This is a genomic window from Myxococcus sp. CA056 (genome assembly GCF_013336715.1).
Taxonomy (GTDB): domain Bacteria; phylum Myxococcota; class Myxococcia; order Myxococcales; family Myxococcaceae; genus Myxococcus; species Myxococcus llanfairpwllgwyngyllgogerychwyrndrobwllllantysiliogogogochensis.
In genome coordinates, this window is the sequence record NZ_JABUMT010000001.1 from 1,047,618 (window position 1) to 1,068,366 (window position 20,749).

At 69.5% G+C, this 20,749-nt stretch carries 24 protein-coding genes; 9 read left to right on the forward strand and 15 right to left on the reverse strand.

The features are described from left to right. Positions 1 to 2: 2 nt before the first annotated feature. Together HUA76_RS04175 and HUA76_RS04180 are read right to left on the reverse strand one after the other, a co-directional pair. Complete coding sequence (locus tag HUA76_RS04175; RefSeq protein ID WP_174460061.1) at positions 3 to 440, reverse strand: hypothetical protein; 438 nt, start codon at positions 438 to 440, stop codon at positions 3 to 5. A 46-nt stretch (positions 441 to 486) separates the two neighbouring features. Then, a complete protein-coding gene (locus tag HUA76_RS04180; RefSeq protein WP_141648231.1) occupies positions 487 to 768 on the reverse strand; it encodes a hypothetical protein in 282 nt (93 codons plus the stop codon). An 88-nt stretch (positions 769 to 856) separates the two neighbouring features. Between HUA76_RS04180 and HUA76_RS04185 the strand changes: the two genes are divergently transcribed. Then, positions 857 to 1,174, forward strand: coding sequence for a hypothetical protein (locus HUA76_RS04185; protein ID WP_141648232.1), 318 nt, complete (start codon positions 857 to 859; stop codon positions 1,172 to 1,174). Between the two features lie 18 nt (positions 1,175 to 1,192). Here HUA76_RS04185 and HUA76_RS04190 read toward each other — a convergent pair whose 3' ends face one another. The 3 genes from HUA76_RS04190 to HUA76_RS04200 all read right to left on the reverse strand — a co-directional run bounded on the left by HUA76_RS04190 (position 1,193) and on the right by HUA76_RS04200 (position 2,278). Beyond that, complete coding sequence (locus HUA76_RS04190) at positions 1,193 to 1,564, reverse strand: hypothetical protein (RefSeq protein ID WP_174456955.1); 372 nt, start codon at positions 1,562 to 1,564, stop codon at positions 1,193 to 1,195. A 166-nt stretch (positions 1,565 to 1,730) separates the two neighbouring features. Beyond that, complete coding sequence (locus HUA76_RS04195) at positions 1,731 to 1,982, reverse strand: GIY-YIG nuclease family protein (protein WP_174468031.1); 252 nt, start codon at positions 1,980 to 1,982, stop codon at positions 1,731 to 1,733. 74 nt (positions 1,983 to 2,056) lie between these two features. Then, complete coding sequence (locus tag HUA76_RS04200) at positions 2,057 to 2,278, reverse strand: hypothetical protein (protein WP_371823442.1); 222 nt, start codon at positions 2,276 to 2,278, stop codon at positions 2,057 to 2,059. A gap of 236 nt (positions 2,279 to 2,514) precedes the next feature. Between HUA76_RS04200 and HUA76_RS04205 the strand changes: the two genes are divergently transcribed. From HUA76_RS04205 to pdxA, 5 genes are all read left to right on the forward strand, one after another. Then, positions 2,515 to 3,534: an alpha/beta fold hydrolase gene (locus HUA76_RS04205; RefSeq protein ID WP_141648244.1), complete on the forward strand. Its 1,020-nt coding sequence runs from the start codon at positions 2,515 to 2,517 to the stop codon at positions 3,532 to 3,534. A 70-nt stretch (positions 3,535 to 3,604) separates the two neighbouring features. Then, the gene (locus HUA76_RS04210) at positions 3,605 to 4,612 is read left to right on the forward strand and encodes a peptidyl-prolyl cis-trans isomerase (protein WP_174460062.1); all 1,008 of its coding nucleotides are present in this window, start codon (positions 3,605 to 3,607) and stop codon (positions 4,610 to 4,612) included. Positions 4,613 to 4,686: 74 nt separating this feature from the next. Continuing rightward, the gene (locus tag HUA76_RS04215; RefSeq protein ID WP_174460063.1) at positions 4,687 to 5,676 is read left to right on the forward strand and encodes a peptidyl-prolyl cis-trans isomerase; all 990 of its coding nucleotides are present in this window, start codon (positions 4,687 to 4,689) and stop codon (positions 5,674 to 5,676) included. Positions 5,677 to 5,737: 61 nt separating this feature from the next. Continuing rightward, positions 5,738 to 6,706, forward strand: a complete 969-nt coding sequence (locus HUA76_RS04220) for a peptidylprolyl isomerase (RefSeq protein ID WP_174456957.1) — start codon at positions 5,738 to 5,740, stop codon at positions 6,704 to 6,706. A gap of 33 nt (positions 6,707 to 6,739) precedes the next feature. Then, positions 6,740 to 7,765: a 4-hydroxythreonine-4-phosphate dehydrogenase PdxA gene (gene pdxA / locus HUA76_RS04225; RefSeq protein WP_141648238.1), complete on the forward strand. Its 1,026-nt coding sequence runs from the start codon at positions 6,740 to 6,742 to the stop codon at positions 7,763 to 7,765. Here pdxA and HUA76_RS04230 read toward each other — a convergent pair. Beyond that, the gene (locus tag HUA76_RS04230) at positions 7,689 to 8,021 is read right to left on the reverse strand and encodes a hypothetical protein (protein ID WP_141648239.1); all 333 of its coding nucleotides are present in this window, start codon (positions 8,019 to 8,021) and stop codon (positions 7,689 to 7,691) included. The two genes, pdxA and HUA76_RS04230, sit on opposite strands and share 77 nt — an antisense overlap. Before the next feature lie 208 nt (positions 8,022 to 8,229). On the opposite strand from HUA76_RS04230, the gene HUA76_RS04235 reads away from it, so the two are divergent. Next, complete coding sequence (locus HUA76_RS04235; protein ID WP_141648240.1) at positions 8,230 to 9,654, forward strand: MATE family efflux transporter; 1,425 nt, start codon at positions 8,230 to 8,232, stop codon at positions 9,652 to 9,654. A gap of 19 nt (positions 9,655 to 9,673) precedes the next feature. Here the strand turns inward: HUA76_RS04235 and HUA76_RS04240 are convergent, their stop codons facing one another. Then, on the reverse strand, positions 9,674 to 11,632 hold the full coding sequence (locus HUA76_RS04240; RefSeq protein WP_217439217.1) for an AgmX/PglI C-terminal domain-containing protein: 1,959 nt from the start codon (positions 11,630 to 11,632) through the stop codon (positions 9,674 to 9,676). A 308-nt stretch (positions 11,633 to 11,940) separates the two neighbouring features. After that, entirely contained in the window at positions 11,941 to 13,026 is a 1,086-nt protein-coding gene (locus HUA76_RS04245; RefSeq protein ID WP_141648242.1) for an aldo/keto reductase, read from the reverse strand. 275 nt (positions 13,027 to 13,301) lie between these two features. Between HUA76_RS04245 and HUA76_RS04250 the strand changes: the two genes are divergently transcribed. Next, a complete protein-coding gene (locus HUA76_RS04250) occupies positions 13,302 to 13,718 on the forward strand; it encodes an SgcJ/EcaC family oxidoreductase (RefSeq protein WP_174456960.1) in 417 nt (138 codons plus the stop codon). Between the two features lie 117 nt (positions 13,719 to 13,835). Further along, positions 13,836 to 14,411 (forward strand): carboxypeptidase-like regulatory domain-containing protein, encoded by a 576-nt coding sequence (locus tag HUA76_RS04255; protein WP_141649374.1) that lies wholly within the window; start codon positions 13,836 to 13,838, stop codon positions 14,409 to 14,411. Between the two features lie 15 nt (positions 14,412 to 14,426). Here the strand turns inward: HUA76_RS04255 and HUA76_RS04260 are convergent, their stop codons facing one another. The 7 genes from HUA76_RS04260 to HUA76_RS04290 form a co-directional block, all read right to left on the reverse strand. Continuing rightward, positions 14,427 to 14,837 (reverse strand): response regulator, encoded by a 411-nt coding sequence (locus HUA76_RS04260; protein WP_174456961.1) that lies wholly within the window; start codon positions 14,835 to 14,837, stop codon positions 14,427 to 14,429. Then, the gene (locus HUA76_RS04265) at positions 14,837 to 15,586 is read right to left on the reverse strand and encodes an ATP-binding protein (RefSeq protein WP_141649372.1); all 750 of its coding nucleotides are present in this window, start codon (positions 15,584 to 15,586) and stop codon (positions 14,837 to 14,839) included. Before HUA76_RS04265 ends, HUA76_RS04260 begins: the two co-directional genes overlap by 1 nt. A 3-nt stretch (positions 15,587 to 15,589) precedes the next feature. Further along, complete coding sequence (locus HUA76_RS04270; RefSeq protein ID WP_246137892.1) at positions 15,590 to 16,366, reverse strand: response regulator; 777 nt, start codon at positions 16,364 to 16,366, stop codon at positions 15,590 to 15,592. Beyond that, on the reverse strand, positions 16,366 to 17,787 hold the full coding sequence (locus HUA76_RS04275) for a sensor histidine kinase (protein WP_141649370.1): 1,422 nt from the start codon (positions 17,785 to 17,787) through the stop codon (positions 16,366 to 16,368). The genes HUA76_RS04270 and HUA76_RS04275 overlap by 1 nt, the downstream gene beginning before the upstream one ends. Next, complete coding sequence (locus tag HUA76_RS04280; RefSeq protein ID WP_174456962.1) at positions 17,784 to 18,413, reverse strand: RedB protein; 630 nt, start codon at positions 18,411 to 18,413, stop codon at positions 17,784 to 17,786. Before HUA76_RS04280 ends, HUA76_RS04275 begins: the two co-directional genes overlap by 4 nt. Next, positions 18,410 to 18,847: a response regulator gene (locus HUA76_RS04285; protein ID WP_141644997.1), complete on the reverse strand. Its 438-nt coding sequence runs from the start codon at positions 18,845 to 18,847 to the stop codon at positions 18,410 to 18,412. Before HUA76_RS04285 ends, HUA76_RS04280 begins: the two co-directional genes overlap by 4 nt. Positions 18,848 to 19,171: 324 nt before the next feature. Continuing rightward, a complete protein-coding gene (locus HUA76_RS04290; protein WP_174460065.1) occupies positions 19,172 to 20,614 on the reverse strand; it encodes a DUF2079 domain-containing protein in 1,443 nt (480 codons plus the stop codon). Positions 20,615 to 20,749: the final 135 nt, after the last annotated feature.

A 20,749-nucleotide genomic window follows, 5' to 3' on the forward strand; every position in this document is an offset into this window, starting at 1 on the left:
CGTCAGACGCCAGGCGCCGCGAAGTACAGCCAGCCCCAGAACAGCAGCCACGCGGACAGCAACCCCAGGGTCACCCAGCCGAGCACGGACGCGACCCGCGCGGGAACCTGTCCCTTCGCGGGGCTCTCCCCCCTGCGGATGCGCCCCGCCTCCCGCATCCCCAGCACCACGCTGCCCACGCCCGCCACCAGCGGCGGCAGCGGCATCGCCAGGGTACACGGCAAGACCAACAGTCCCAGCACCCCGAGCCCCAGCGCGCCCCAGGCCGCGCGCGACGCGGGCCCGTCCTTGCGCCGCAACGACACACACGGCTCGCAGAAGGAGGACTCGCCGAAGAGCTCCAGGCACTCCCCGCACAGGAAGCTTCCGCAGCGCGTACAGGTGGCCACCGCGGAGACCTCCGCGTGGCGCGCGCACAGGGCGGCCGTGCTCTCCACCATCACCACGACACCCTGGCGTCGGGCGAGCGCACGGCGAAGCGACGCCTCAGAAGCCCGGCGGAGGAACGCGCGCCGTCAGCGCCGTCAGGGCGTGCGAGCCCAGGCCCAGGAACACGGCCGACAGCACCGTGCAGGACACGAAGCCCGCGACGATGAGCCCCTTGTGCCGGTGCTCGAACTGGCTGAACGCGTAGAAGAACGCGTAGCAGGGGATGAGCAGCACCATCACTCCCGTGCCCACGCTGCGGCGGAAGGCATGGACGATGAGGAAGGCGGCGCACACCAGGGCGACGAGACTGGACAGGATGGCGAGCGGGAGCAGCGGCACGCCCTCCCCTTAACACGTTCCACCCCTGGCCAGGGCGTCGTGCACATACTAAGCACGGCCTGTCGTCCCCCTGCCGAGGTGATTGCGCATGAACGCCGCCAAGACACTGCTCAACTTCGTCCTCGCGGGTACCCTGCTGGGCATCCTCGTCGCGTCCTGGGCCGGTCCCCACTTCATCGGTTGGTACAACGAGACGCCCCTGGCGACCCAGACGATGTGCAACCTGCCCCAGGTGGTCCGCAACGTCAGCTCGGACCTGCTCACCTGGCAGACCATTGGCGCCGGCATCGGCGCCGCCGCCTTCCTGGCGCTGGGCATCCTCTTCACCCTCCGCGGCAACCGGAAGGCCCGCGAGCAGGAGGCCCAGACGCCGCCTCCGGCCGCACCGTCCCAGACCGCGCCCTGAAGGGCCCTTCCCGGCCGACTACGGCACGCGCACCAGCACGGAAGGCGTCGTGCCCAGCACGCCGCCGCCCCCGCTGTCCATCACGTTGACCTGCAGCAGGAAGTGCGTCGGCTCCTTCACGCCCTCCGGAGCCGTCCAGGTCGGGGTGCGCGAGTGGGAGTCGCTGAAGTGACCCGCGGGCTCCGCGGGGTTCTGCGTCCAGACGTACTCCATCTCGTCACCATCGGGGTCCTGCACCTCGAACACGAGCTGCACGACGCCCCCGGGCTCCACCGTCTTCGGGCTCGGAATCGGCCCCGCACTGACATCCGGTGGATGGTTGACCACCCGGCCACACCCCAGGGCCAAGATGACCAGTGCGGCGAAGACTCCTGAAAGCGACCGAAGCATGAACTGCCCCCTGTGAAGAATGGTCCCACGGTAACGCGCGACACCGCGTTCGGGTATCGAGGGACCCGACACAAAAGACCCGGATTCCAGGATGATGACAGATGGCGGCGCGAAGGGTCGCCCACCAACGGTCATCCCCGCACGCCGGTATGACGAGGGAACCGGCTCAGCGTCCGCGGCGTCGCGGGGGCCGAGCGGCGGACACGAGCAGCAGCTTGTCGCCCCGGGTGAGGCGTTTGATGGCGGCCTCCCGTCGCAGGGCGGCGCCGCGGTCCTCGGCGGCCTCGCTCCAGACGAGGGTGACGGGCAATCGCGCCCGGGTGTAGGCCGCGCCGCGTCCGCGTCCGTGAGTGGCCACGCGCCGTTCCAGGTCATTGGTGGCGCCAGTGTAGAGCGAGCCGTCTCGGCAACGCAGCATGTAGACAGTCCAGCGGGGAAGGTCGTCCGGCACGGGGGGCGGCATTGTACCGCTCCCACGGCCTGCCCGCCGCATCAGGTCGCCGGACGCATCCGCCCCCCACGCCGCAGGCAGAAGCGCGGCAGGCGCAGGGACAGTCGCCTCCTTCCGCCCGGCAGCCCTACCCGCGCCATGACCTCCGACACGGGCGCCAGCGGATCTCCCCAGGCCGCGAGGATGTGCGCCTCACTCACCAGCCCCAGCAAGCCTCCCCCTTCCCCCACCACGCCCAACAGCTGCACCTGGTGCCGCTCCATCACTCTCAGGGCACGCAGGAGGGTGTCTGTGGGAAAAACGGTGGCGATGAAGGACGACAAAGCTTCCTTGATTGCCCTGTTTTGCCGCATCCAGTTTCCTCCGGACCGTTATACCTACATCTCCTTGCAACGGCCCTGCCGGCAGGGATGACCACCCAGCAATGGACACGGCAACGGGCGGCGGACCGGCTTAGAGTGGGGGGGTGACACGGAGACAGGTGGCGCGGCTGGGGCGGATGGCGGACCTCTTCTCGCGGACGATGAGCCGGGGAAAAGAGGGGTTGCTGACGCTGACGTTCCGCCCGGACGAGCTGTACCGGGTGCCCACGGACGACGGCGCGGCCATCGCCATGGGGCGCTACCACGCTCGGGGAGAGCGCCGGTACGCGGAGCCCGTCATCCTCTGCCACGGGCTGGGCGCCAACCGCTTCCACCTGGACTTCGACGAGCACTACAGCATGGCGCGCTACCTGGCGCGGGCGGGCTTCGAGACGTGGGTGCTGGAGCTGCGCGGGCGGGGGCTGGCGGGCGACTGCTCGGACTTCAACTTCGACGACCAGGCGGAGCACGACGTGCGCACCGCCCTGCGCACCGTGGTGTCCACGGGGGCGAAGGAAGTGCTCTGGGTGGGGCATTCCAAGGGTGGCCTCACGCTGTACGCCCACCTGGCCAAGAACCCGCAGGCCCCGGTGCGGGCCGCGGCGATTCTGGGCAGCCCCTTCACCTTCGCGGTGCAACCGGGGCTTCGCACCTTCATCCAGCGCGTGGAGCCGCTCCTGCGGCTGAAGGTCATCCCCACCGGCCGAGTCACCAGCATCGCGCTGCTGGGCGCGCCGCCGGGCCCGCTGAGCCGGTACATGATGCTGGCGGAGAACATGGAGCCGGAGGTCGTGCGGCGCGCGCTGGCCAACGTGCCGGCCAACATCTCCGGCGGCGTGGGCCGCCAGTTCGCTCGCTGGATTTCCACCAACCGCTTCACCACGTACGACGGGGGCTTCGACTACCGCGAGTCCCTGGCGGGGGTGAAGATTCCCGTCCTGCTCCTGGCGGGCAGCAAGGACCTCCTGGCCCCGCCCATGTCGGTGGCGCGGGCGAAGGAGGCGCTGGGGGGCCCGGTGAAGTTCCTCGTGGCCGGGCGAGGGCACGGCTTCGGCGCGGACTACGGGCACGCCGACCTGGTGCTGGGCCGCCGGGCACCGGACGAAATCTTCCCCCTGGTGGAGGCGTTCCTCTCCGCGCACGCCACCCGGCCGTGAGCCGGCACACAGGCGACGGGACTCCGGGTTGTCCGGGCCCCCTTGGCGTGCTACCCGGAAGCCCCTCCCCATGAGTCTGTCCCCCCGCCTCCTCACCCTCGCCCTGCTGGCGCCCGCCGCGTGCGGGAAGGCCCCGGGCGAGGTGCCCGCCGGGCAGGCGGTGATGGACCTGCGCCACACGCGACGGACGGACGGACGGGCGGTGGCGCGCTGGAGCGGCGATGCCGTGACGGCGGAGGAGCTGACCGAGCGCTTCCTGGAGATGAGCCCCGCGCTGCGCGAGCGCTACGTGGAGCCCCGCGCCCGGCGTGAGTACGTGGAGTCGCTGGCCCGGTTTGATTTGCTGGTGCGCGACGCGCTCGCCCAGGGACTCCAGGACGACCCGGAGGTGGTGGAGGCCACGCGGCGCGCGCTGGTGGGCCGGCTGATGCGCTCACGACTGGAAGAGGCGCGAGTGACTGTCACCGACGCGGAGCTGGCGGAAGCCTATGCCGCGCGCAAGGACGACTTCGTGCGCCCGGAGGCCCTGCGCCTGTCCCATGTCTTCCTCGCCGCGCCGCGGGCCGATGCCGCCCGGGAGAGCGCCGCGAAGGGTGAGGCACAGGCCCTGCTCGCCCAGGCGAAGGCGCTTCCGGCGGAGGACTTCGGAGGCTTCGGGAAGCTGGCGCGCGAGCACAGCCAGGAGCCGCGCACCGCGCCGCTGGATGGCGACATGCGCTTTCTCTCCGACGAGGCGCTCACGCGCGAATACGGAGCCGAGGTCGCCCAGGCCGCTCGCGCCCTGAAGACCGAGGGCGAAGTGAGCGGCGTGGTGCGGACCGACAAGGGGCTCCACGTGCTCAAGCTGCGCGCGCGCAGGCCCGCGCTGGACCTCTCGCTGGACGACGTGCGCGAGGAGCTGCGCGTGCGCCTGGAAGGCGAGAAGCGCACGCGCGCGTGGGGCGAGTACCTGGCGCGCGTGGAGACGCAGTTGTCGCTGTCGGTCGACACGGACGCTCTGGCCCGGGTACCGGTGGACGTCCAAGCCCCCATGCGCAAGCCGTCGAGCCCGCTGCCGGGCACGGTGCCCGCGCCATGAGGGCCCGCTTGCCAGCTTGGGGGGCCATCCCCACCTTTGGGAGTCGCCCCCACCCTTCCCCCAGGACTCCGCGCATGCGTCTTTCTCCCACCCGCGCTCTTTTGCCGTCCCTGGTGCTCGCCCTGGCGCTGAGTCAGGGGTGCAACACGCCCGTCAAACTGACGCCCGACGACACGGTGGTGGCCACCGTGAATGGCGAGGTCCTCTCCCGCGTGGACTTCGAGCAGGAGCTGGGCCGGGAGCTGGCCTCCACGGAGGCCTCCCAGCGCACGCCGGAGGAAATCGAGCCCTTCAAGCGCACGCTGCTGGACACGTACATCCACCGGATGCTGCTGCTCCAGGCGGCGCGGAAGAACAACGTCACCGTCACCCCGGAAGAGGTGGACCGGGGCGTGCTGCGGCTGTCGGGCGACTACCCGGCGGGCAACTTCAACGAGGTGCTCGCCCAGGGCCAGCTGTCCATGTCGGAGCTGCGCGCGCGCGAGGCCAGCCGGCTGACCATCGAAAAGCTCTTCGCCAGCCACGTCTACGCCCGCGTGGGGGTGACGGAGGAGGAGCTGCGCGCGTACTACGCGGCGCACGAGGCCGAGCTGAACGAGAGCGAGCAGGTGCACGCCGCTCAAATCGTGGTGAAGGGCCTGGACGAGGCCCGGCGGCTCCAGACGCAGCTCAAGTCGGGCAAGAAGTTCTCGGACCTGGCGCGCAGGTACTCGCTGAGCGCGGACGCCAAGGTGGGGGGCGACCTGGGGTTCTTCCCCCGAGGACAGATGCCGCCCGCCTTCGACGAAGTGGTATTCAAGCTCGGGGTCGGGCAGGTTTCGGACGTGGTGTCCACCGAGTACGGCTATCACCTGTTCAAGGTGCTGGAGCGCAAGCCCGCGCGGAAGCGGGACTTCGCCGAGGCGCGTCAGTGGGTGGAAGCGAAGTTGATGGAGCAGAAGCGCACGGAGGCGCAGGACGCCTTCGAGAAGGAACTGCGGGACAAGGCGCAGGTCCAGGTGAATGAGACCACGCTGCAGGCCATCCGCGGACAGCCCGCGGCACTCCCGCAGGCAGCGAAGTGACGGAATCGTGGGCCCGGCGGACTGTTGGACGGGCCCGGTGTGGTGCGGAAGGATGCACGGAATGAAGAAGCTGGTGGCATTCGTCGCTGCGGCGGCGCTCCTGGGGGGCGCCACGTCGGCGCGCGCGGAGCTGGTGGACAAGGTGGCCGCGGTGGTGAACCGCGACGTCATCGCACTGTCGGAGGTTCAGCAGCGCGCGGCGCCGGAGGTGTCGCGCCTCAATGACCCCGACCCGCGCAAGCGCGCCGAGCAGCGCGCGCAGCTCATGAAGACGGCGCTCGACACCCTCATCGGCGAGAAGCTGATGGAGGCCGAAATCACGGAGATGGGCATCTCCGCGACCGAGGGCGAGGTGGACGAGCTCGTCAATGACGTGCGCAAGCAGAACAACATCACGGACCCGGCGCAGTTCGAGCAGGTGCTCGTCGCCGAGGGCCTGACGATGACCACGTACCGGGACATGCTGCGCAAGCGCATCCTCCGGGACCGGCTCCTGCGCATGAAGGTGGGCCCCAAGGTGAAGGTCACCGAGGAGGACCTCAAGGCCGCCTACAACCAGTACGCCCGCGCGGAGAGCGAGGACATGGAAGTCCACGCGCGCCACATCCTGGTCGCCGTGGACCCGAAGGCCACCGAGGAGCAGGTGGCCGCCGCGCGCAAGAAGGCGGAGGGCATTGCCCAGGAGGCCCGTCGCGAGGGCATGGACTTCTCCGCCCTGGCGCGCGCGCGCAGCGAGGGCCCCAGCGCCGCGGATGGCGGAGATTTGGGCTGGTTCAAGCGCGGCGTCATGGTGCAGGCGTTCGAGAAGGTCGCCTTCAACCTCAAGGATGGCGACGTCAGCGAGCCGGTGCGCACCAACTTCGGCTGGCACATCCTGAAGGTGGAGGAGCGCCGCTCCGTCGCCGCGACGACCTACGAGGAGATGCGTCCGAAGCTGGAGGGGAAGCTGCTCCAGGAGAAGACGGACAAGTTCCTGGACCAGTACGTCACGGAGCTGAAGCAGAAGGCCAGCATCGACGTGAAGATGTAGCCTGTCGTCCCCACGCGGGGGATGCTCGCCACCGTGAGCCTCCCCCTCGTCGGTATCTCCCTGGGTGATGTGTCGGGCATCGGGCCGGAGGTGACGGCCGCGGCCCTGGCGCTCCCCGCCGTGCGTCGCGCGCTCATCCCCGTCGTCTTCGGGGATGGGCCCACGCTGGAGCGCTTCCCCTTCTTCCGCCGCCATGCGCGCGTGGAGCCCTCCGCCCTGGGCCGCGTCGAGTCCCCCACCGTCGTGGTGGTGACTCAGCTGGCGGCCAGGGACCGCGTCCCGGGCAAGCCCTCGCGCGAGGGAGGACGCGCGCAGTACGCGTACGTGACGGCGGCGATTGACGCCATGCGCGCGGGACACGTGGACGCGCTGTGCACGGCGCCGGTGTCCAAGGAGGGGATTTCACGCGCGGGCATTCCCTTCATGGGCCACACGGAGGTGCTGGCGGAGGCCTTCGGCGTGGACGTCATGATGATGATGGACGGGCCGCGCGTGCGCATCGCCCTGGCCACCAACCACGTCCCCATCTCCGCGCTGTCGAAGCTGCTCACCGTGGAGGGCCTCACCGCGCAGCTCAAGCTCTTGTCACGCAGCCTCGCGCCCGTGGTGGTGGGACGCAGGCCTCGCATCGCCGTGCTCGGGCTGAATCCTCACGCGGGCGAAGGGGGCCTGTTGGGGCGCGAGGAGGTGGAGGTGATTGGCCCCGCCATCCGCAAGGCACGCGCGGCGAAAGTCGATGCACACGGGCCGATTCCGGCGGACGGCCTCTTCGCGAGACCCGATGAAGTGGGCGCGCGGTACGACGCGGTGCTGGCGATGTACCACGACCAGGGACTCATCCCCGCGAAGGCGCTCGACTTCGAGCGCACCGTCAACGTGACGCTGGGACTGCCGGTGCCGCGCACCTCGCCGGACCACGGCACGGCCTACGCGATTGCCGGCAAGGGGCAGGCGAGCTGCGTGCCCATGGCGGAGGCGCTGCTCAAGGCCGCGCAGCTCGCTCGGCCTCCCGCGCGAGGTGGTCGGCCAGGTCCTCGCCGTCCTTCTCCGCGTCGATGAGCTTCACCTCGGAGCCCACGCCGCTCGGAGGAATCACCAGCACGCTGACCTTGTCGAGCGGGCATTCGCCCAGACAGCCCGAGGAGAACACGCGGGTGCTCGGTCCCAGGCCCCGCGCGGCCACGGCTTCCCGGATGCGGCGCGGCAGATCCACGCCCCCCAGGCGAGGGTCCAGGCGCACCGAGCAGTTGTGGCAGACGTGCAGCTCGGTTGGCTGGGAGTCCGGTGCGGCCTCGGGTGGAGGGGGTGTGCGCATCGCCTGGAAACATAAGGCGGATGAGACTCCGCCGCCGTAAGCTGGAGCGCGGGTGCCGAGGGGCGCCCACACCCGGAAAGACGACGTCACCCTCCTGGATCCGCGTTGAACCTCAGGTTCCTGGCGAGTTCCTTCCACGGCCCATGCACGGGTGAGGGCCGACCTTGAGGGACTTTTCGATGGGAATCAGAAACACGAGTCGCAGGTCATGAAGGCGCCTTTCGGCAGAGACCTGACGACAGGCAGCATCCCCCGACACCTGGTGGCCTTCTCCATCCCGATGTTGATGGGGAGCTTCCTTCAAACGGCATACAGCTTCATCAACGCCATCTGGGTGGGCCGGTTCCTGGGCACCGAGGCGCTGGCGGTGGTGACGGTGAGTTTCCCCGTCGTCTTCGTCCTGTTCTCCATCGGCATGGGCCTCACCATGGCGACGAGCATCCTGGTGTCGCAGAACTACGGCGCCCGGAGGATGGACGAGCTGCGCAAGGTGGTCGACAGCTCCACGGTGCTCATCTACTCGCTGGGCGTGGTGCTCACGCTGCTGGGCGAGTGGCTGGCGCCGACCATCCTCACGCTGATGGACACGCCGCCGGAAATCCATGCGGAGTCCGTCAGCTACCTGCGCATCTTCCTGTTGTCGATGCCCCTGGGCTTCGGCTTGTTCCTCACGCGCAGCCTGCTGCAGGGCGTGGGTGACTCGAAGACGCCGCTGTATTTCCAGGCGGGCTCCGTCCTGCTCACCACGGTGCTGGACCCGGTGCTGATGTTCGGCTGGCTCGGGTTGCCCAAGCTGGGATTGAACGGCACGGCCTGGGCCACGGTGGTGTCGCAGCTGTTGGCGCTCATCACGCTGCTCATCTATCTGCGCATGAAGGATGTCCCCGTCGCGCCGCGCAGGCCACGGCTGGCGCACCTGGGGCCCACCACCTGGAAGACGCTGCGCATCGGCGTGCCGGCCGCTGTGCAGCAGTCGCTCGTGTCCATCGGCATGGTGTTCGTGACGGGTCTGGTCAACGGCTTCGGTGAGGTGTCCACGGCGGCGTTCGGCGCGGCCTCGCGCATCGACCAGATTGCCTTCATGCCCGCGATGACGTTCGGCATGGCCGTGTCCACGCTGGCCGGACAGAACCTGGGAGCGGGCCGTTACGACCGCGTGCAGGAGATCTTCAAGTGGGGGTGCCTGTTCAGCGGAGGCATCACCCTGGTCATCTCGGCGGTGGCCGTGTCGTTCCCGGAGGCGCTGCTGCGCATCTTCGTCTCGGATCCGGCGGTCATCGGGCCGGGCGTCACGTACCTGCACATCGTGGGAGGGACATACGTCCTGTTCGCGCTCATCTTCGTGAGCAACGGCATCATCAACGGCGCGGGACGCACGTTGATGACGACGATTTTCTCGCTGGTGAGCCTCTGGGTGGTGCGGGTGCCGGTGGCGTACTGGCTGTCGCGCCGCATGGGCAGCGTGACGGGTGTGTGGATTGCGATGGCCTTGAGCTTCGGCGTGTCGCTGGTGGTCAGCATGGCCTACTACTTCTCCGGCCGGTGGCGGCGCCCCCTGGTCAAGAAGGCGCCCGAGGGCCCCACCACGCCCAACCCGGGCGACGTCTTCGGACACGAGACGGGCGAGGCCTGAGCGGCCTCGCCCTCTTGAGCTAGAAGACGAACGGGAAGCGGATGGGCTCCTGCATACGGACCGTGTGCACGGGGAACTTCCAGCCGCGCACCACGCCCTCGATGCAGCCGGCGAGCGGCGTGGCGCGCAGCGCCTGCGTGTCCATGGCGACGCTCGTCGCCTCACCGCTCGGCAGCACGGACCAGCGCACCACGAAGCGCCCGTCCTTCTGCACCGACGTGTCCGAGGCATGCTGGCGCAGACACGCGGTGATGGCCGGCTGATTGGAGACCACCACCTGCTTCACGTCCTCGGGCGTGAGGTGCTCCTTCGCGTCGAGCGCGGGCGGGACGTACACGGTCCGCGCGACGGTGGACTCGGAGGCGACGCGCTCCTCGCCGTCTTCGGTGAAGCCGAGCTCTCGCGCGAACTCCTCGTCCAGCTCCGACTCGGTGCTGGTCGCGCCATCGGGGTCGTCCGTGGTGTCCGCCGGAGCGGAGGTGGTCTGCTCGTTGGAGTCGGGCTCCTCGAAGGTCATCTCCATCACCGCGCCCGAGGAGGCCTCCGCGACACTCTGGGCGGGAGTCGTGCTCACGGGAGCGCGCATCGTGGGCGCGCTCTCGGTTCGGATGCGCCGCTCGCCGGACTTCACGGCCAGGGTGTCACGGCGGGCCATCAGGTCCGCGCTGCTCGGGCCCGAGAAGGACGTGAGGGCGCGAGCCGGGTCCGTCGACGCGCCTTGCGCGTGCAGCCCGTTCGCGATGTCGCTGATGCTTCCGGGAGGGGCCCAGACGTAGGGGCCCATGTACCGAGGAGCGACGGGGTTCATCGCGTTGGTATCGGCCACACCCGGGAAGGCCGTGCCCGCCATGAGGCCAGGAATGGCCCAGTACCCGATGGCAACCGAAGGACCCGTCTGGCCGAACTGCCACGAAGCGCTCGCGTCGTTGAGTTGACCCGAGGCGTTCGCGCCGACCAGCGCGCCTGCGTTGCCCACGCCGTTGCGCTGGCCAGAGGCGTTTACGCCGACCAGCGCGCCTGCGTTGCCCACGCCGTTGCGCTGGCCCGAGGCGTTCGCGCCGACCAGCGCCCCCGTGCTGTTCGCACTGTTGAGCTGACCCGAGGCGTTCGCGCCGACCAGCGCCCCCGAGTTGCTCGCGCGGTTGAGCTGGCCCACGGAGCCGACGCTGCCGTCGGATCCCGCCACCCCTTGCCGCGCCGAAGCACCCAATGCGCCCTGATGCGCCGAGGTGCCCGCGACGCCATTCACCGAAGGAGAACTCGCGCCTTGCTCCCAGAAACGCACGCTCGCGACCACGAGCATGCCCGCCGCGACCACGCCCACCGCCGCGACGCCGAGCAGTACGCCGGACACCACGTCGCGGCCCCGGCTCGACGCCGTCGGCGCTGCCATGGGGCCACTCCAGGCGTGCTGCTGCCCGGGCGCCATGGAGCCGTCCCAGGCGTGCTGCTGCCCGGGCGCCATCGGTCCGCTCCACTGCTGCGCGGGCGGGACCATGGGAATACCCCAGGGTTGCTGCTGAAGATTGAGCGGACCCTGCACCTCGTTCACGGTGTTCTTCCGCGGCGTCGCATGCGTGGACGAACCACCGCGAGCCGTCGTGACCGGAACCACCTTGGAGTGTCCCCACGGCAGACGCACCGCCTCCGCGACCGGCACCTCCGGATTCGCGCGCATCCACTCCGGAATCACCACGGGCGCGGACTCGGACACGGACTCACCAGGCTCCGCGTCGGAGAACGCGGGCCGAGGCGACTCGGAGATCCACCGCGTCTCCTCTTCCGCGAGGTCCAGCAGCGCGCGCATGTCCTCCGCGGCTTCGCGCGTGGGCGTGAGCGCGGTCTCACCATCGACTTCCGGCTCCATGGCGAGCTCTCGGTCCAGATATGCGTCGAGGTCGCAGTCCAGCGCCTCCGTCACACTCAGTGCCTCACCCGACTGCTCGTGCTCACAGCCATTCGCCTCGGGATGATTCATGCCCCGCGTACGGAACTGTTCGTCGCCTCCTGACAGAAGCTCGCCCACACACCCTCCCCTCAACCGCGCAGCCATTCCCGCGCCAGGGCTCGCAACGTAGGGACGCCTCCCGCTCACGCCAGCGTGACTGTCTCGCGCACGACGTTTCTTCGCCGTGGCACGTGTTCGCTGTCCGCTGTCTCACCGCTCACGCGCGAAACACGGCGCCGCGCCACTCCTGCGCACCGACACCGCACGACGCGTGGCCACCCAGCTACAACGCGCGCGGCCCACGTCGAGCACGCGCGCGAACACACCCACTCCAGCGACTACCAGCGCTCCTCGTCGGACTTCGGAGCCATGGGCCACGCGGGCGCGGGGACACCGTTCACGGAGACTCCGCCGTGCATGAACGTGGGCGCGCCCTGAAGGAACTCCGCCGGAAAATCGAGCGTCGGCTTGGACGCGTCATCCAACGCCTTCACCTGCTCCGGCTTCAGCGTCACCTCCAGCGCCCCCAGGTTGTTGTCGAGCTGCTCCAGCGTGCGCGCACCCAGGATGGTGGACGTCACACCGGGCCGCCCCTGCACCCACGCCAGCGCCACACGCGCCACCGTGGTGCCCTGCTCTTTCGCTATGCGCTGAAGCACGTCGATGAGCTTGTACGTCTTCTCCGTCAGCGAGTTCTCCGCCCACGCCCCCCGGTCCGCCTTCACCTTCCCCGCGTTCTCCCGCGTGTACTTTCCACTGAGCACGCCACTCTTCAGCGGCGACCACGGCGTCACCCCCAACCCCAGCTCCCGAGCCATGGGCACCAGCTCCCCCTCCACCGTCCGCTCCAACAACGAGTACTCGATTTGCAACGCCACCAGCGGAGCCCAGCCCCGGAAGTGCGCCGTCACCTGCGCCTGCGCCACCTTCCAGGCCGGTGTATCCGAGATACCGATGTAACGGACCTTCCCGGAGCGCACCAGGTCGTCGAGCCCGCGCATCGTCTCCTCGATGGGCGTATTCACATCCCAGCAGTGCATCCAGTACAGGTCGATGTAGCTCGTCTGGAGTCGGCGCAGCGACTCCTCGCACTGCGCCATCAACGACTTGCGTCCCGCGCCACCACCATTCGGGTCCCCCGGGAAGAGGCTGCTGAAGAACTTGGTCGCAATCACCACCCTGTCCCGCCTGCTCGGATACCGGCCCAGGTGGTCACCGATGATTTTCTCCGAGTGCCCTCGCGTGTATGCATTCGCCGTGTCGAGGAAGTTGCCGCCCCGCTCGAGGAAGCGGTCCAGGATGGCATTCGACGCCTCGACGCTGCTGCCCCAACCCAGGTCGGTACCGAAGGTCATCGTGCCCAGACACAGCGGGCTGACCCGCAGACCCGAACGGCCCAGCGTGACGTACTCATTCAGTGACATGGAGGACTCCCAAGGGAAGACGAAGGCATCCCTCACCGCCGGAGGTGGAGTCTCGACGCGCAGACGCGGGCAGGGGGGCGTGGACTATCGCGTCCATGGGAGCCGCCGCCACTCGGACGCGAGGCGTTTGACGAACAGCAAACGCCTCTGTCTGGCTTCCCCCGGAAGAACATGCTCAAACGCGGCCCGTGTCCCCACGCCACGCCTTCATCGCCCTCGTCGCGCTGATGACCGCCTGTGCTCGCGACCCTGGCGCCCTCAGGAGCCCACCGCCCATGACGCCCCACACCCCCTCCCAGACGGAGGACGTCCGCGCCCTCCTGGCACTCGAGGAGTCCATCGTCCGCGCCATCCAGGCCCGCGACACCCAGGCCCTGAAGGGCTTGATGGCGGAGGACCTCGTCTTTCGCGGCGTGGGCGACGTGGAGACGGACCGCACGGCGTTCCTCGCCAACATCGCCGCCATCCCCGGCACCCTCCTCTCTGTCGAAACCGAGACGGTGCGCGCGCACGTCTTCGGCGACACCGGCGTGCTCACCGGCACCCAGCGGGCCCGCGTGCGACTGCCCGATGGAACCGAAGTCTCCGACGTGGGGCACTTCACCGACGTGTGCCAGCGTCGCGAGGGCCGCTGGTGGGTCGTCCTCGCGCACAGCCTCCCCGCACCGCCCACCCAGGCCACGCCCGACTGACCCCAGGGCCCCACCCACACCTCCCCGTCGGGCGACCCGTGGCCGCACGAAAAATCGCGCGCCACCGGACACCGAGTGTCCTTTGCTGATACACTGAGTCCCACGGGGGTACTCAGCATGCCGCTCAATCGCGGTGAACGCCGGTGGACACTGCCGGCGCGGAACGCAGACTGGCTCGTCGTCTCGTCCGTCGACACCGACGCGAAAGAGCGCCGCCCGCGAGTGCCGGACGTGTTCGTCACGTCATCCCTGGACCGGTGGCTGTCCACCCCTTCGGCGCGCACGCTGTATGGCATCTACGAAGCGCTCGGCGGCAGCAGCCCCTTCGGCCTGACGGGCCTGGAGCGCTCCCGCTACGAGCAACGCCTCAAGCAGCGCCTCTCGGACGCCTTCACGCGCGGAGAGCTCGTCGCGCTCGAGGTGGCCCGCCCGAAGAGCGTGCCAGCGCCCTGGACGGCCAGACCCGAGGCCAAGGCCGACGAGGCCGTGGTGGAGGAGATGACCTGGCTGGCCATCGAGCTCAAGGACGAGGCGGGAAAGCCCGTCCCCAACGCGCGCTACGTCGTGAGCCTGCCCGACGGCAGCACGCGCGAAGGCACCCTCAACTCCAATGGCTACGCCCGCGTGGAGGGCGTCAATCCCGGCGAGTGCCAGGTCACCTTTCCCGAACTGGATGGCCAGAGCTGGAGCTGAACACCACCGCGAAGCTCAGGGACGACGCGGCCCAGGAGCGGACGAGGACATCCCCAGCGGTCTCTGGGGCAACAGCTTGAAGAGGAAGGCCAGGAGCGCCTCGAAATGGTCACCCTTGCGGAAGACGGCATCCACCGGCATGTCGATGGCGCTGTCGGCGCCGGTGACGAAGACCACCTTCGCGCCCGGCATGTGGTGACGCACCAACGGAATCAACCCCGTGCCGAAGCCGTCACCCAGGCTCTGGTCCAGCAACACCGCGTCGATGGGCCGCGGGTGGTTGAGCCACTTCTCCGCTTCCGCGTAGGAACCCGCTGTCACCACCGCGAACCCCGCTTCCTCCAGCAGCGCCGCGAGCGTCATCCGGTTGGACGGGTCATCTTCCACCAGCAGCAGGCAGCGCCCGAAGGTCCAGCTCGTCTCCATCACTTGCTCCCCCGTATCTCGTCATGGCCCGCGAGCCGCATCCTGGCCCCCGCCTCCGGGCGGTGCAGGAAGAGGACCTCGACGTGCGTGCCCCCCGAGGGGCCTCCGTCCAGTGCCACCTTCCCCCCATTGCGCAGCACCAATCGCTGCACGATGTTCAATCCCAATCCCGCGTGGCCGGGACGTGTCGAATAGAAGGGCTCGAAGGCACGTGAATACGCCTCCGCCGCCAGCCCCTCTCCCGCGTCCTCCACGCGGATGCCCACGCCGCCCTCACCTTCTTCAACGTCCCAGGTCCGCACGGTGAGCATTCCTCCGCGCGGCATCGCTTCCACGGCGTTGTCCACCAGACAGCGCACCAGCAGCGCCAGGTCCTCCAAATCCAGCGGCACCGTGCCCCGGGCCTTGAAGTCGCGCTCCACGCGCACCTGCTCCGGCACCCTCGCCTCACGCAACCCCTGCTCCATCGCCTCGCTCGCGTGGCACAGGGGCTTGTCGCTGCTGGCCACCGGGGCGCGTCGCGTCAGCACCTCCTCGGCCGCCGCCAGCTCCCGGTCGATGAGCTGGAAGAAGGCTTCCACCCGGGCATCCGTGCTCCAGACGTCCGTCTTCTGCATCTTCCGCATCAGGTAGAACGAAGCATTGCGGACACTGGCCAGCTTGTTGCGGAGGTCATGCCGCAGCGTGGAGGCGACGACGTCCGCCACCGCGGCCCGTTCCCGCGCTTGGAGATCTGCGCGCGCGCCCATCCGTCAATTCCTCGCACCCTGGGGCCCGGAGGGCCCCTGCGCCCGGGGTTGGCCTCTCACCCGGGCAATCGCTTGCACCAATTCCCGCAGCGGCACCGGCTTGGTCATACACACCACCGCGCCCTGCGCCGCCACCTTGCGTAACAATTCTGGCACCACGTGCCCGGACATCGCGATGACGGCCACGGACAAATCCGCCGCCTTCACCTTCGCCACCAGCTCCGGCCCGCTCATCTCCGGCATCACCAAATCCAGCACGCACACGTCGAAGTCGCCCGAGCGCAGGTACGTCAGCGCTTCCTCGCCGCTGTACACCGCGCGCGCACGCAGCCCCACGGTGCTCAGCGCGCGCACCATGGCACGCGCCACCGGCTCCGTGTCGTCCACCACCAACACCTGGGGAGCCCGCGCCGCGCGCAGAATCGTGTCCAGCGCGTGCGCCACGTCGAAGGGCTTGGGCAGCACGGTGAAGGCGCCCTCCGCGAGCGCGTCCTCCACCAGTTCTTCCGCCGTGAAGGCGGTCATCAGCACCACGGGCATGTCCGGACGCGCCTGCTTGATGCGGCGCAGCAGATCAACCCCGTGCAGCCCGGGCATGCGCATGTCGCTGAGCACCACGTCCACCGGGTGCTCGCCCAGCAGGCGCAGCGCTTCCTCGCCGTTGGCGGCCTCCAGAACGGTATGGCCCTCCAACTCCAGGTTCGCCGCGAGCGTGATGCGCAGCCCCTCCTCGTCGTCGACCAAAAGGATGCGAGCGGGGCCCAAAGCCACGTCCTCCATCATGCGGCCTGCGCCGCCGCGGTTGCCGGGAGATGAATATGGAATTCACTACCCCGGCCGGCTTCGCTTCGCACAGAGATTGTGCCGCCGTGACGTTGCACCATGTTGGCCACAATGGCCAGCCCCAAGCCGGTGCCACGCGTCTTGGTTGTGAAGAGCGGTTCGAAAATCTTGGGCAGCACGTCCGGAGGGATGCCCGTCCCGTCATCTACCACGCGAATGGCCCACGGCCCGGTGTCGCCGCCTTCCGCCAGCACTGAAACCTGACCGGTTCTTCCCTGGGGCATGGCCTCCACCGCGTTCTGCACCAGATTCACCAGCACCTGACGGAACTGTTCCTTGTCCAGGCTCGGCACCGGGAGCGACTCGGGCACTTCGTTGAGGATGCGGACGCCCTCGCGCGAGGGGACCACGCCAATGGCCTCGTCCACCAGTGGTCGCAACGGACACGGCTGCAGCGCCGGAGGCCGCTCGCGCGCGAAGTCGAGCAGGTCGGAGATGATTTTCGCGCACGCACCCAATTCGCGCTCCATCACCCCGAGGAACTGGGGGACGCGTGGGTCATCCGCGGCCCCGATGGCATCCCGACTCAGTCGTCGGGAGAGGTAGGCATGCGCGTTGCGCACGGCGGCCAGCGGGTTGCGCAATTCATGACCCACGCTGGCGGCGAGCTGACCCACCGCGGCCAGCTTCTCCACGCGGATGAGGTGCTCCTGGAAGCCGCTCAGCTCGCGCAGGGCGCGGTCCAGCTCCGCGGACTTGTCCTCCTCGCGCTCGCGCGCCAGCTCCAGCTCCGCGCGGCGCACCGCCACTTCGCGCATCTCCCGCCGCATCACCCGGCCCGCGTGCAGGAGCACCAGGTTCAGGAAGCCCACCCAGAGCGCATGCTCCAGGAAGCGCCACCACTCCGCGTTGGGCAGGCCATACACGGACTCCGGCCAGAGGACGCCTCGGATGACGTGGTCCGCGACGGTGGCGCACGTGGCCGTCAGGAGCACCCACGGGTCCCGGTACAGGGAGAGGAACGCGAGCGAGACGAAGATGTGGAAGTGCGTCTCGATGCGCCCACCCGTCAGGTGGATGAGCAGCGAGGACCACAACATCTGCGCCAGGGCCACCCCGTGCCGGGTGGAGACGGCCCCGGGGCGCCAGCGCGCCAGCGCGAGGGGGAACACGGTGAGCGCGGCGCCGAGGAAGAGCGCGGCGTACACGTGGGCGTGGAGGGCGCGGTCCTTGCCCTCCCAGCCGTAGGGCGAGACGAAGAGGGCCACGAGGATGCCGAAGGCCCATTGGGCCAGCATCAGTCCCGCGAAGAGGCGGTCCGTGCGGCGTCGCACCGTGGTCAGGTGCTCGTGGAACAGCAGAACGGCGCGTTCCTTCAGTGCCACCGTCGGGCCGCTGGCATCCTCCGTGGGCTTCATGGGGTGTTCGTGGCCCGGGCCTCGGGCGGTTCCTCCAGTGCGCAACCGTAGACAGCGTGCTCCGACGACCCGCCCACCCCACCCGCCTCCCGCAGCAGCGCCTCCACGGCGTCCCGCCCCGGGTTGTCACCTCGGTGTCCCCGCGCCCCGGTGATTCCACCGCTGAAGCGGAGCCGACCGGCGGCATCATAGAGCAAGGAATGTCCGGAAGTGACTGCTCCAAACCGGCGAGCTTGCTCGCCTCCCGCGTCCTTGAGCACCGTGACGCCCGGAATCGCGGCGGCGGCGCGCCACAGGGGGCCTTGTGTCCAGTCGCCGGAAGTGCCCTCGGGCTGGAGGAACAGGACGCGCGCGTCGAGCTGGCCCCGGGCGTGCTCCATCAGGACGGACAGCTCGCCCAGGCTGGCGCGCGTGCAGGGGCAGCGCGGGTGGGCGAGCATCACCAGGGTGGGCCGGCCCTCCGCGCGGGGAGGACTCACGGACGAAGGCCAGCGGGCTGGAGACTCGTGGGCGGTGCCCGGGGTGAGGGCATGTCGGGCGAGCAGCGCGAAGCCCACCACCATGGCGACCAGCCACAGCAGTCCCATCAACAGCCACCCTCCCCGCGACAGGGGGGGAACCTTCATCGGGGCCCCCACTTGTGCTCGGCCAGGCCGGAGGACAGTCGGCTCATGTCGCGCTTGAGGCGCGCGGACTCGGCGGCGCGGCGGATCATCGCGATGAGGTCCGGAGGCTGGTAGGGCTTGAGCACCAGGTAGAAGAGGCCCTGCGCGTCCAGGCGGTCTCTCCAGTCGAGGTACTCGCGAAAGCCCGTCACCAGCACGCCCGCGAGGTGGGGATATTGGATGACGGCCTCGCGCAGCAGCTGGATGCCGCTGGGGCCGGGCATGTGGAGGTCGGTGCACAGGACGTCGAACGGACGCAGCCCGAGCATCCGGCGCGCGGTGTGCGCGTCATGCGCGGTCTGGACCTCGAAGTCCTCGGAGAGCACGGCCGCGGTGGTGGCGAGGACAGCTGCCTCGTCATCCACCAGCAGCACTTGGAGCCGCGGGGCATTCATGGCGGGGACCGCGCGAGGATAGCGCCATCCCCGCCAGAGCGTGAGGGGATGCGGTGGACTGTTCGCCAATGGCGGGCATCCGGTACGCCAGCGCTAGAGGGCGGGCACCTACACGTATGTGCGGGCGGACCTCGCGTGGATCCACACGGGAAGGTGCCCCGGCGCTCGTCCCTTCGCCTGCTCCATCGTGAGCCGGGCACGGCGGACGCGGGTGCTCGGCCGGAGCGCGGCGTCATCCTCGCCGCTCACTCCCGGAGCTCTGGGGCCGCGCGGCGCGGGGTGCCTCGGAACGCGAGCCGCGCGGAGGCACGCCCTTGCGAGCACTCAACGGTGAGTGGTGAAGCGACCTCGCGCCAGGAAGACGTTCGCGTCGTCGATGACGATTTGCGTGCCCGCATCCGCGCGCCAGACGTCGATGAGCTCCTGGATGCGCTCGGAGGAGAGGGGGAAGACGTCGCCATGAGGCGGCTTCTCCACCAGCACCCACTCGTAGACGCGGCCGTCGGCGGGCTGTGGGCCGCCCACGGCGTAGATGTCATCCCGGTCCGCCAGCAGGGCGACGAAGTTGCTGCCCAGCAGCGCGAGCCCCGCTCGATTCTGGGTGAGCACGTCCACTCCTCGCGAGATGCTGGCCAGTCGCTCCGGGTCCCCCGGGCACTGGCGCGGATATGTGCGCGAGGACACCAACGTGCGAGTGAACTGGCGAAGATTGACTTCGTTGCTGAAGAGGAGGACCAGCCCCGTGGACACCAGGACCCACGCGGGCGGCTTCCGGGCGCGCAGGACGGGAAGGAAGCCCATCAGCGCCGCGGCCATCAGCGGCACGCCGTAGTGGAAGCGCCAAGCCATGCCGAGGAAACGGATGCCGAGCATCGGCAACAACACCAGCAGCCACGCCCAGTCCGGCTTCAAGCGCTCGCGCCACGCCCAGACCCCCAGCGGCAGCAGCAGCAACACCAGCGTGCCCATGCGCGACAGGTGGACCGGCGCCAGACGAAGCGTGAGGTAGTGAAGGAATCCACCCTCCATGCCCTGCCTGAGCCGGACGCCGTAGTCCTCCGAGGGCCCCAACAGCCACGGCCGCAGCCCGTAGACACCCGCGAGCCAGAGCAGCGACAGCACCCCCACGCCCACCGCGAAGCGCCGCTCGCCGCGCAGCCACAGCGCCACGGTGAGCATGATGCCCACGAAGGCGAACTCCTCCTTGCACATGAACAGCAACACCAGCGACACCAGCAGCCAGCCGTTGCGGCGCAGATGGAACGCCACGCCGGTCATCACCCACGGCAGCGCGGACCACGTCGTCGGATGGATGGGGAACTTCAGCGCCTCCACCGCGCTGGGGGTGAGCAGCAGGAACGCCGCCAGCAGCCCCGTGGCGGCGCGGCTCAGCAGCCCCCGTGCCTGGAGCCAGAGCAGCGGCGCCAGCGCGAGCAGCACGAAGAGCGCTTCACCCACCAACGAGGCCCACATCGGTGGCAGCACCTCCACCAGCGGGCGAACCACCCACAGGATGGGGTCGAAGTGGTCGTTGAAGATGTAGACCTGTCGCCCGGTGAGCCAGGGGTTTGGCTCCGCCAGCGACATGCGCGCCAGGGCCTGGGTGTAGATGCCCAGGTCGAAGTGCGAGAAGCAGGCGTGCGCGGCCTGAATCCAGACGGGCGCCACGACGAACACGAGCCAGACGAGGACCACGAACGGCAGGGCCAGCATGCCTGGCCATCGCCGTGCGCGTCCTGGGCTCGAGTCATCGGCGGAAGGAGTCATGAAGTCGTGAATCGAGGAGGCGCCGGCCACGGACCGGAGGGCGCGTCGTCTATCGCACTCCCACGACTCATGTCACCCGGCACGACACCTCGAGCCCCGGTGACCACGGCCGAGCTTCGTGCCCACGCTCGGCCC

What these genes read in the sequence shown, in the direction of transcription:
- HUA76_RS04205 (WP_141648244.1), top strand. Translation starts at nt 2,515, where the DNA reads ATGGCGGACCTCTTCTCGCGGACGATGAGCCGGGGAAAAGAGGGGTTG.
- HUA76_RS04240 (WP_217439217.1), bottom strand. Translation starts at nt 11,632, where the DNA reads ATGAATCATCCCGAGGCGAATGGCTGTGAGCACGAGCAGTCGGGTGAG.
- HUA76_RS04245 (WP_141648242.1), bottom strand. Translation starts at nt 13,026, where the DNA reads ATGTCACTGAATGAGTACGTCACGCTGGGCCGTTCGGGTCTGCGGGTC.
- HUA76_RS04275 (WP_141649370.1), bottom strand. Translation starts at nt 17,787, where the DNA reads ATGAAGCCCACGGAGGATGCCAGCGGCCCGACGGTGGCACTGAAGGAA.
- HUA76_RS04270 (WP_246137892.1), bottom strand. Translation starts at nt 16,366, where the DNA reads ATGGAGGACGTGGCTTTGGGCCCCGCTCGCATCCTTTTGGTCGACGAC.
- HUA76_RS04230 (WP_141648239.1), bottom strand. Translation starts at nt 8,021, where the DNA reads ATGCGCACACCCCCTCCACCCGAGGCCGCACCGGACTCCCAGCCAACC.
- HUA76_RS04265 (WP_141649372.1), bottom strand. Translation starts at nt 15,586, where the DNA reads ATGGGCGCGCGCGCAGATCTCCAAGCGCGGGAACGGGCCGCGGTGGCG.
- HUA76_RS04255 (WP_141649374.1), top strand. Translation starts at nt 13,836, where the DNA reads ATGCCGCTCAATCGCGGTGAACGCCGGTGGACACTGCCGGCGCGGAAC.
- HUA76_RS04200 (WP_371823442.1), bottom strand. Translation starts at nt 2,278, where the DNA reads ATGGAGCGGCACCAGGTGCAGCTGTTGGGCGTGGTGGGGGAAGGGGGA.
- HUA76_RS04250 (WP_174456960.1), top strand. Translation starts at nt 13,302, where the DNA reads ATGACGCCCCACACCCCCTCCCAGACGGAGGACGTCCGCGCCCTCCTG.
- HUA76_RS04290 (WP_174460065.1), bottom strand. Translation starts at nt 20,614, where the DNA reads ATGACTCCTTCCGCCGATGACTCGAGCCCAGGACGCGCACGGCGATGG.
- HUA76_RS04285 (WP_141644997.1), bottom strand. Translation starts at nt 18,847, where the DNA reads ATGAATGCCCCGCGGCTCCAAGTGCTGCTGGTGGATGACGAGGCAGCT.
- HUA76_RS04220 (WP_174456957.1), top strand. Translation starts at nt 5,738, where the DNA reads ATGAAGAAGCTGGTGGCATTCGTCGCTGCGGCGGCGCTCCTGGGGGGC.
- HUA76_RS04185 (WP_141648232.1), top strand. Translation starts at nt 857, where the DNA reads ATGAACGCCGCCAAGACACTGCTCAACTTCGTCCTCGCGGGTACCCTG.
- HUA76_RS04280 (WP_174456962.1), bottom strand. Translation starts at nt 18,413, where the DNA reads ATGAAGGTTCCCCCCCTGTCGCGGGGAGGGTGGCTGTTGATGGGACTG.
- HUA76_RS04215 (WP_174460063.1), top strand. Translation starts at nt 4,687, where the DNA reads ATGCGTCTTTCTCCCACCCGCGCTCTTTTGCCGTCCCTGGTGCTCGCC.
- HUA76_RS04175 (WP_174460061.1), bottom strand. Translation starts at nt 440, where the DNA reads ATGGTGGAGAGCACGGCCGCCCTGTGCGCGCGCCACGCGGAGGTCTCC.
- HUA76_RS04210 (WP_174460062.1), top strand. Translation starts at nt 3,605, where the DNA reads ATGAGTCTGTCCCCCCGCCTCCTCACCCTCGCCCTGCTGGCGCCCGCC.
- HUA76_RS04190 (WP_174456955.1), bottom strand. Translation starts at nt 1,564, where the DNA reads ATGCTTCGGTCGCTTTCAGGAGTCTTCGCCGCACTGGTCATCTTGGCC.
- HUA76_RS04235 (WP_141648240.1), top strand. Translation starts at nt 8,230, where the DNA reads ATGAAGGCGCCTTTCGGCAGAGACCTGACGACAGGCAGCATCCCCCGA.
- HUA76_RS04195 (WP_174468031.1), bottom strand. Translation starts at nt 1,982, where the DNA reads ATGCTGCGTTGCCGAGACGGCTCGCTCTACACTGGCGCCACCAATGAC.
- HUA76_RS04260 (WP_174456961.1), bottom strand. Translation starts at nt 14,837, where the DNA reads ATGGAGACGAGCTGGACCTTCGGGCGCTGCCTGCTGCTGGTGGAAGAT.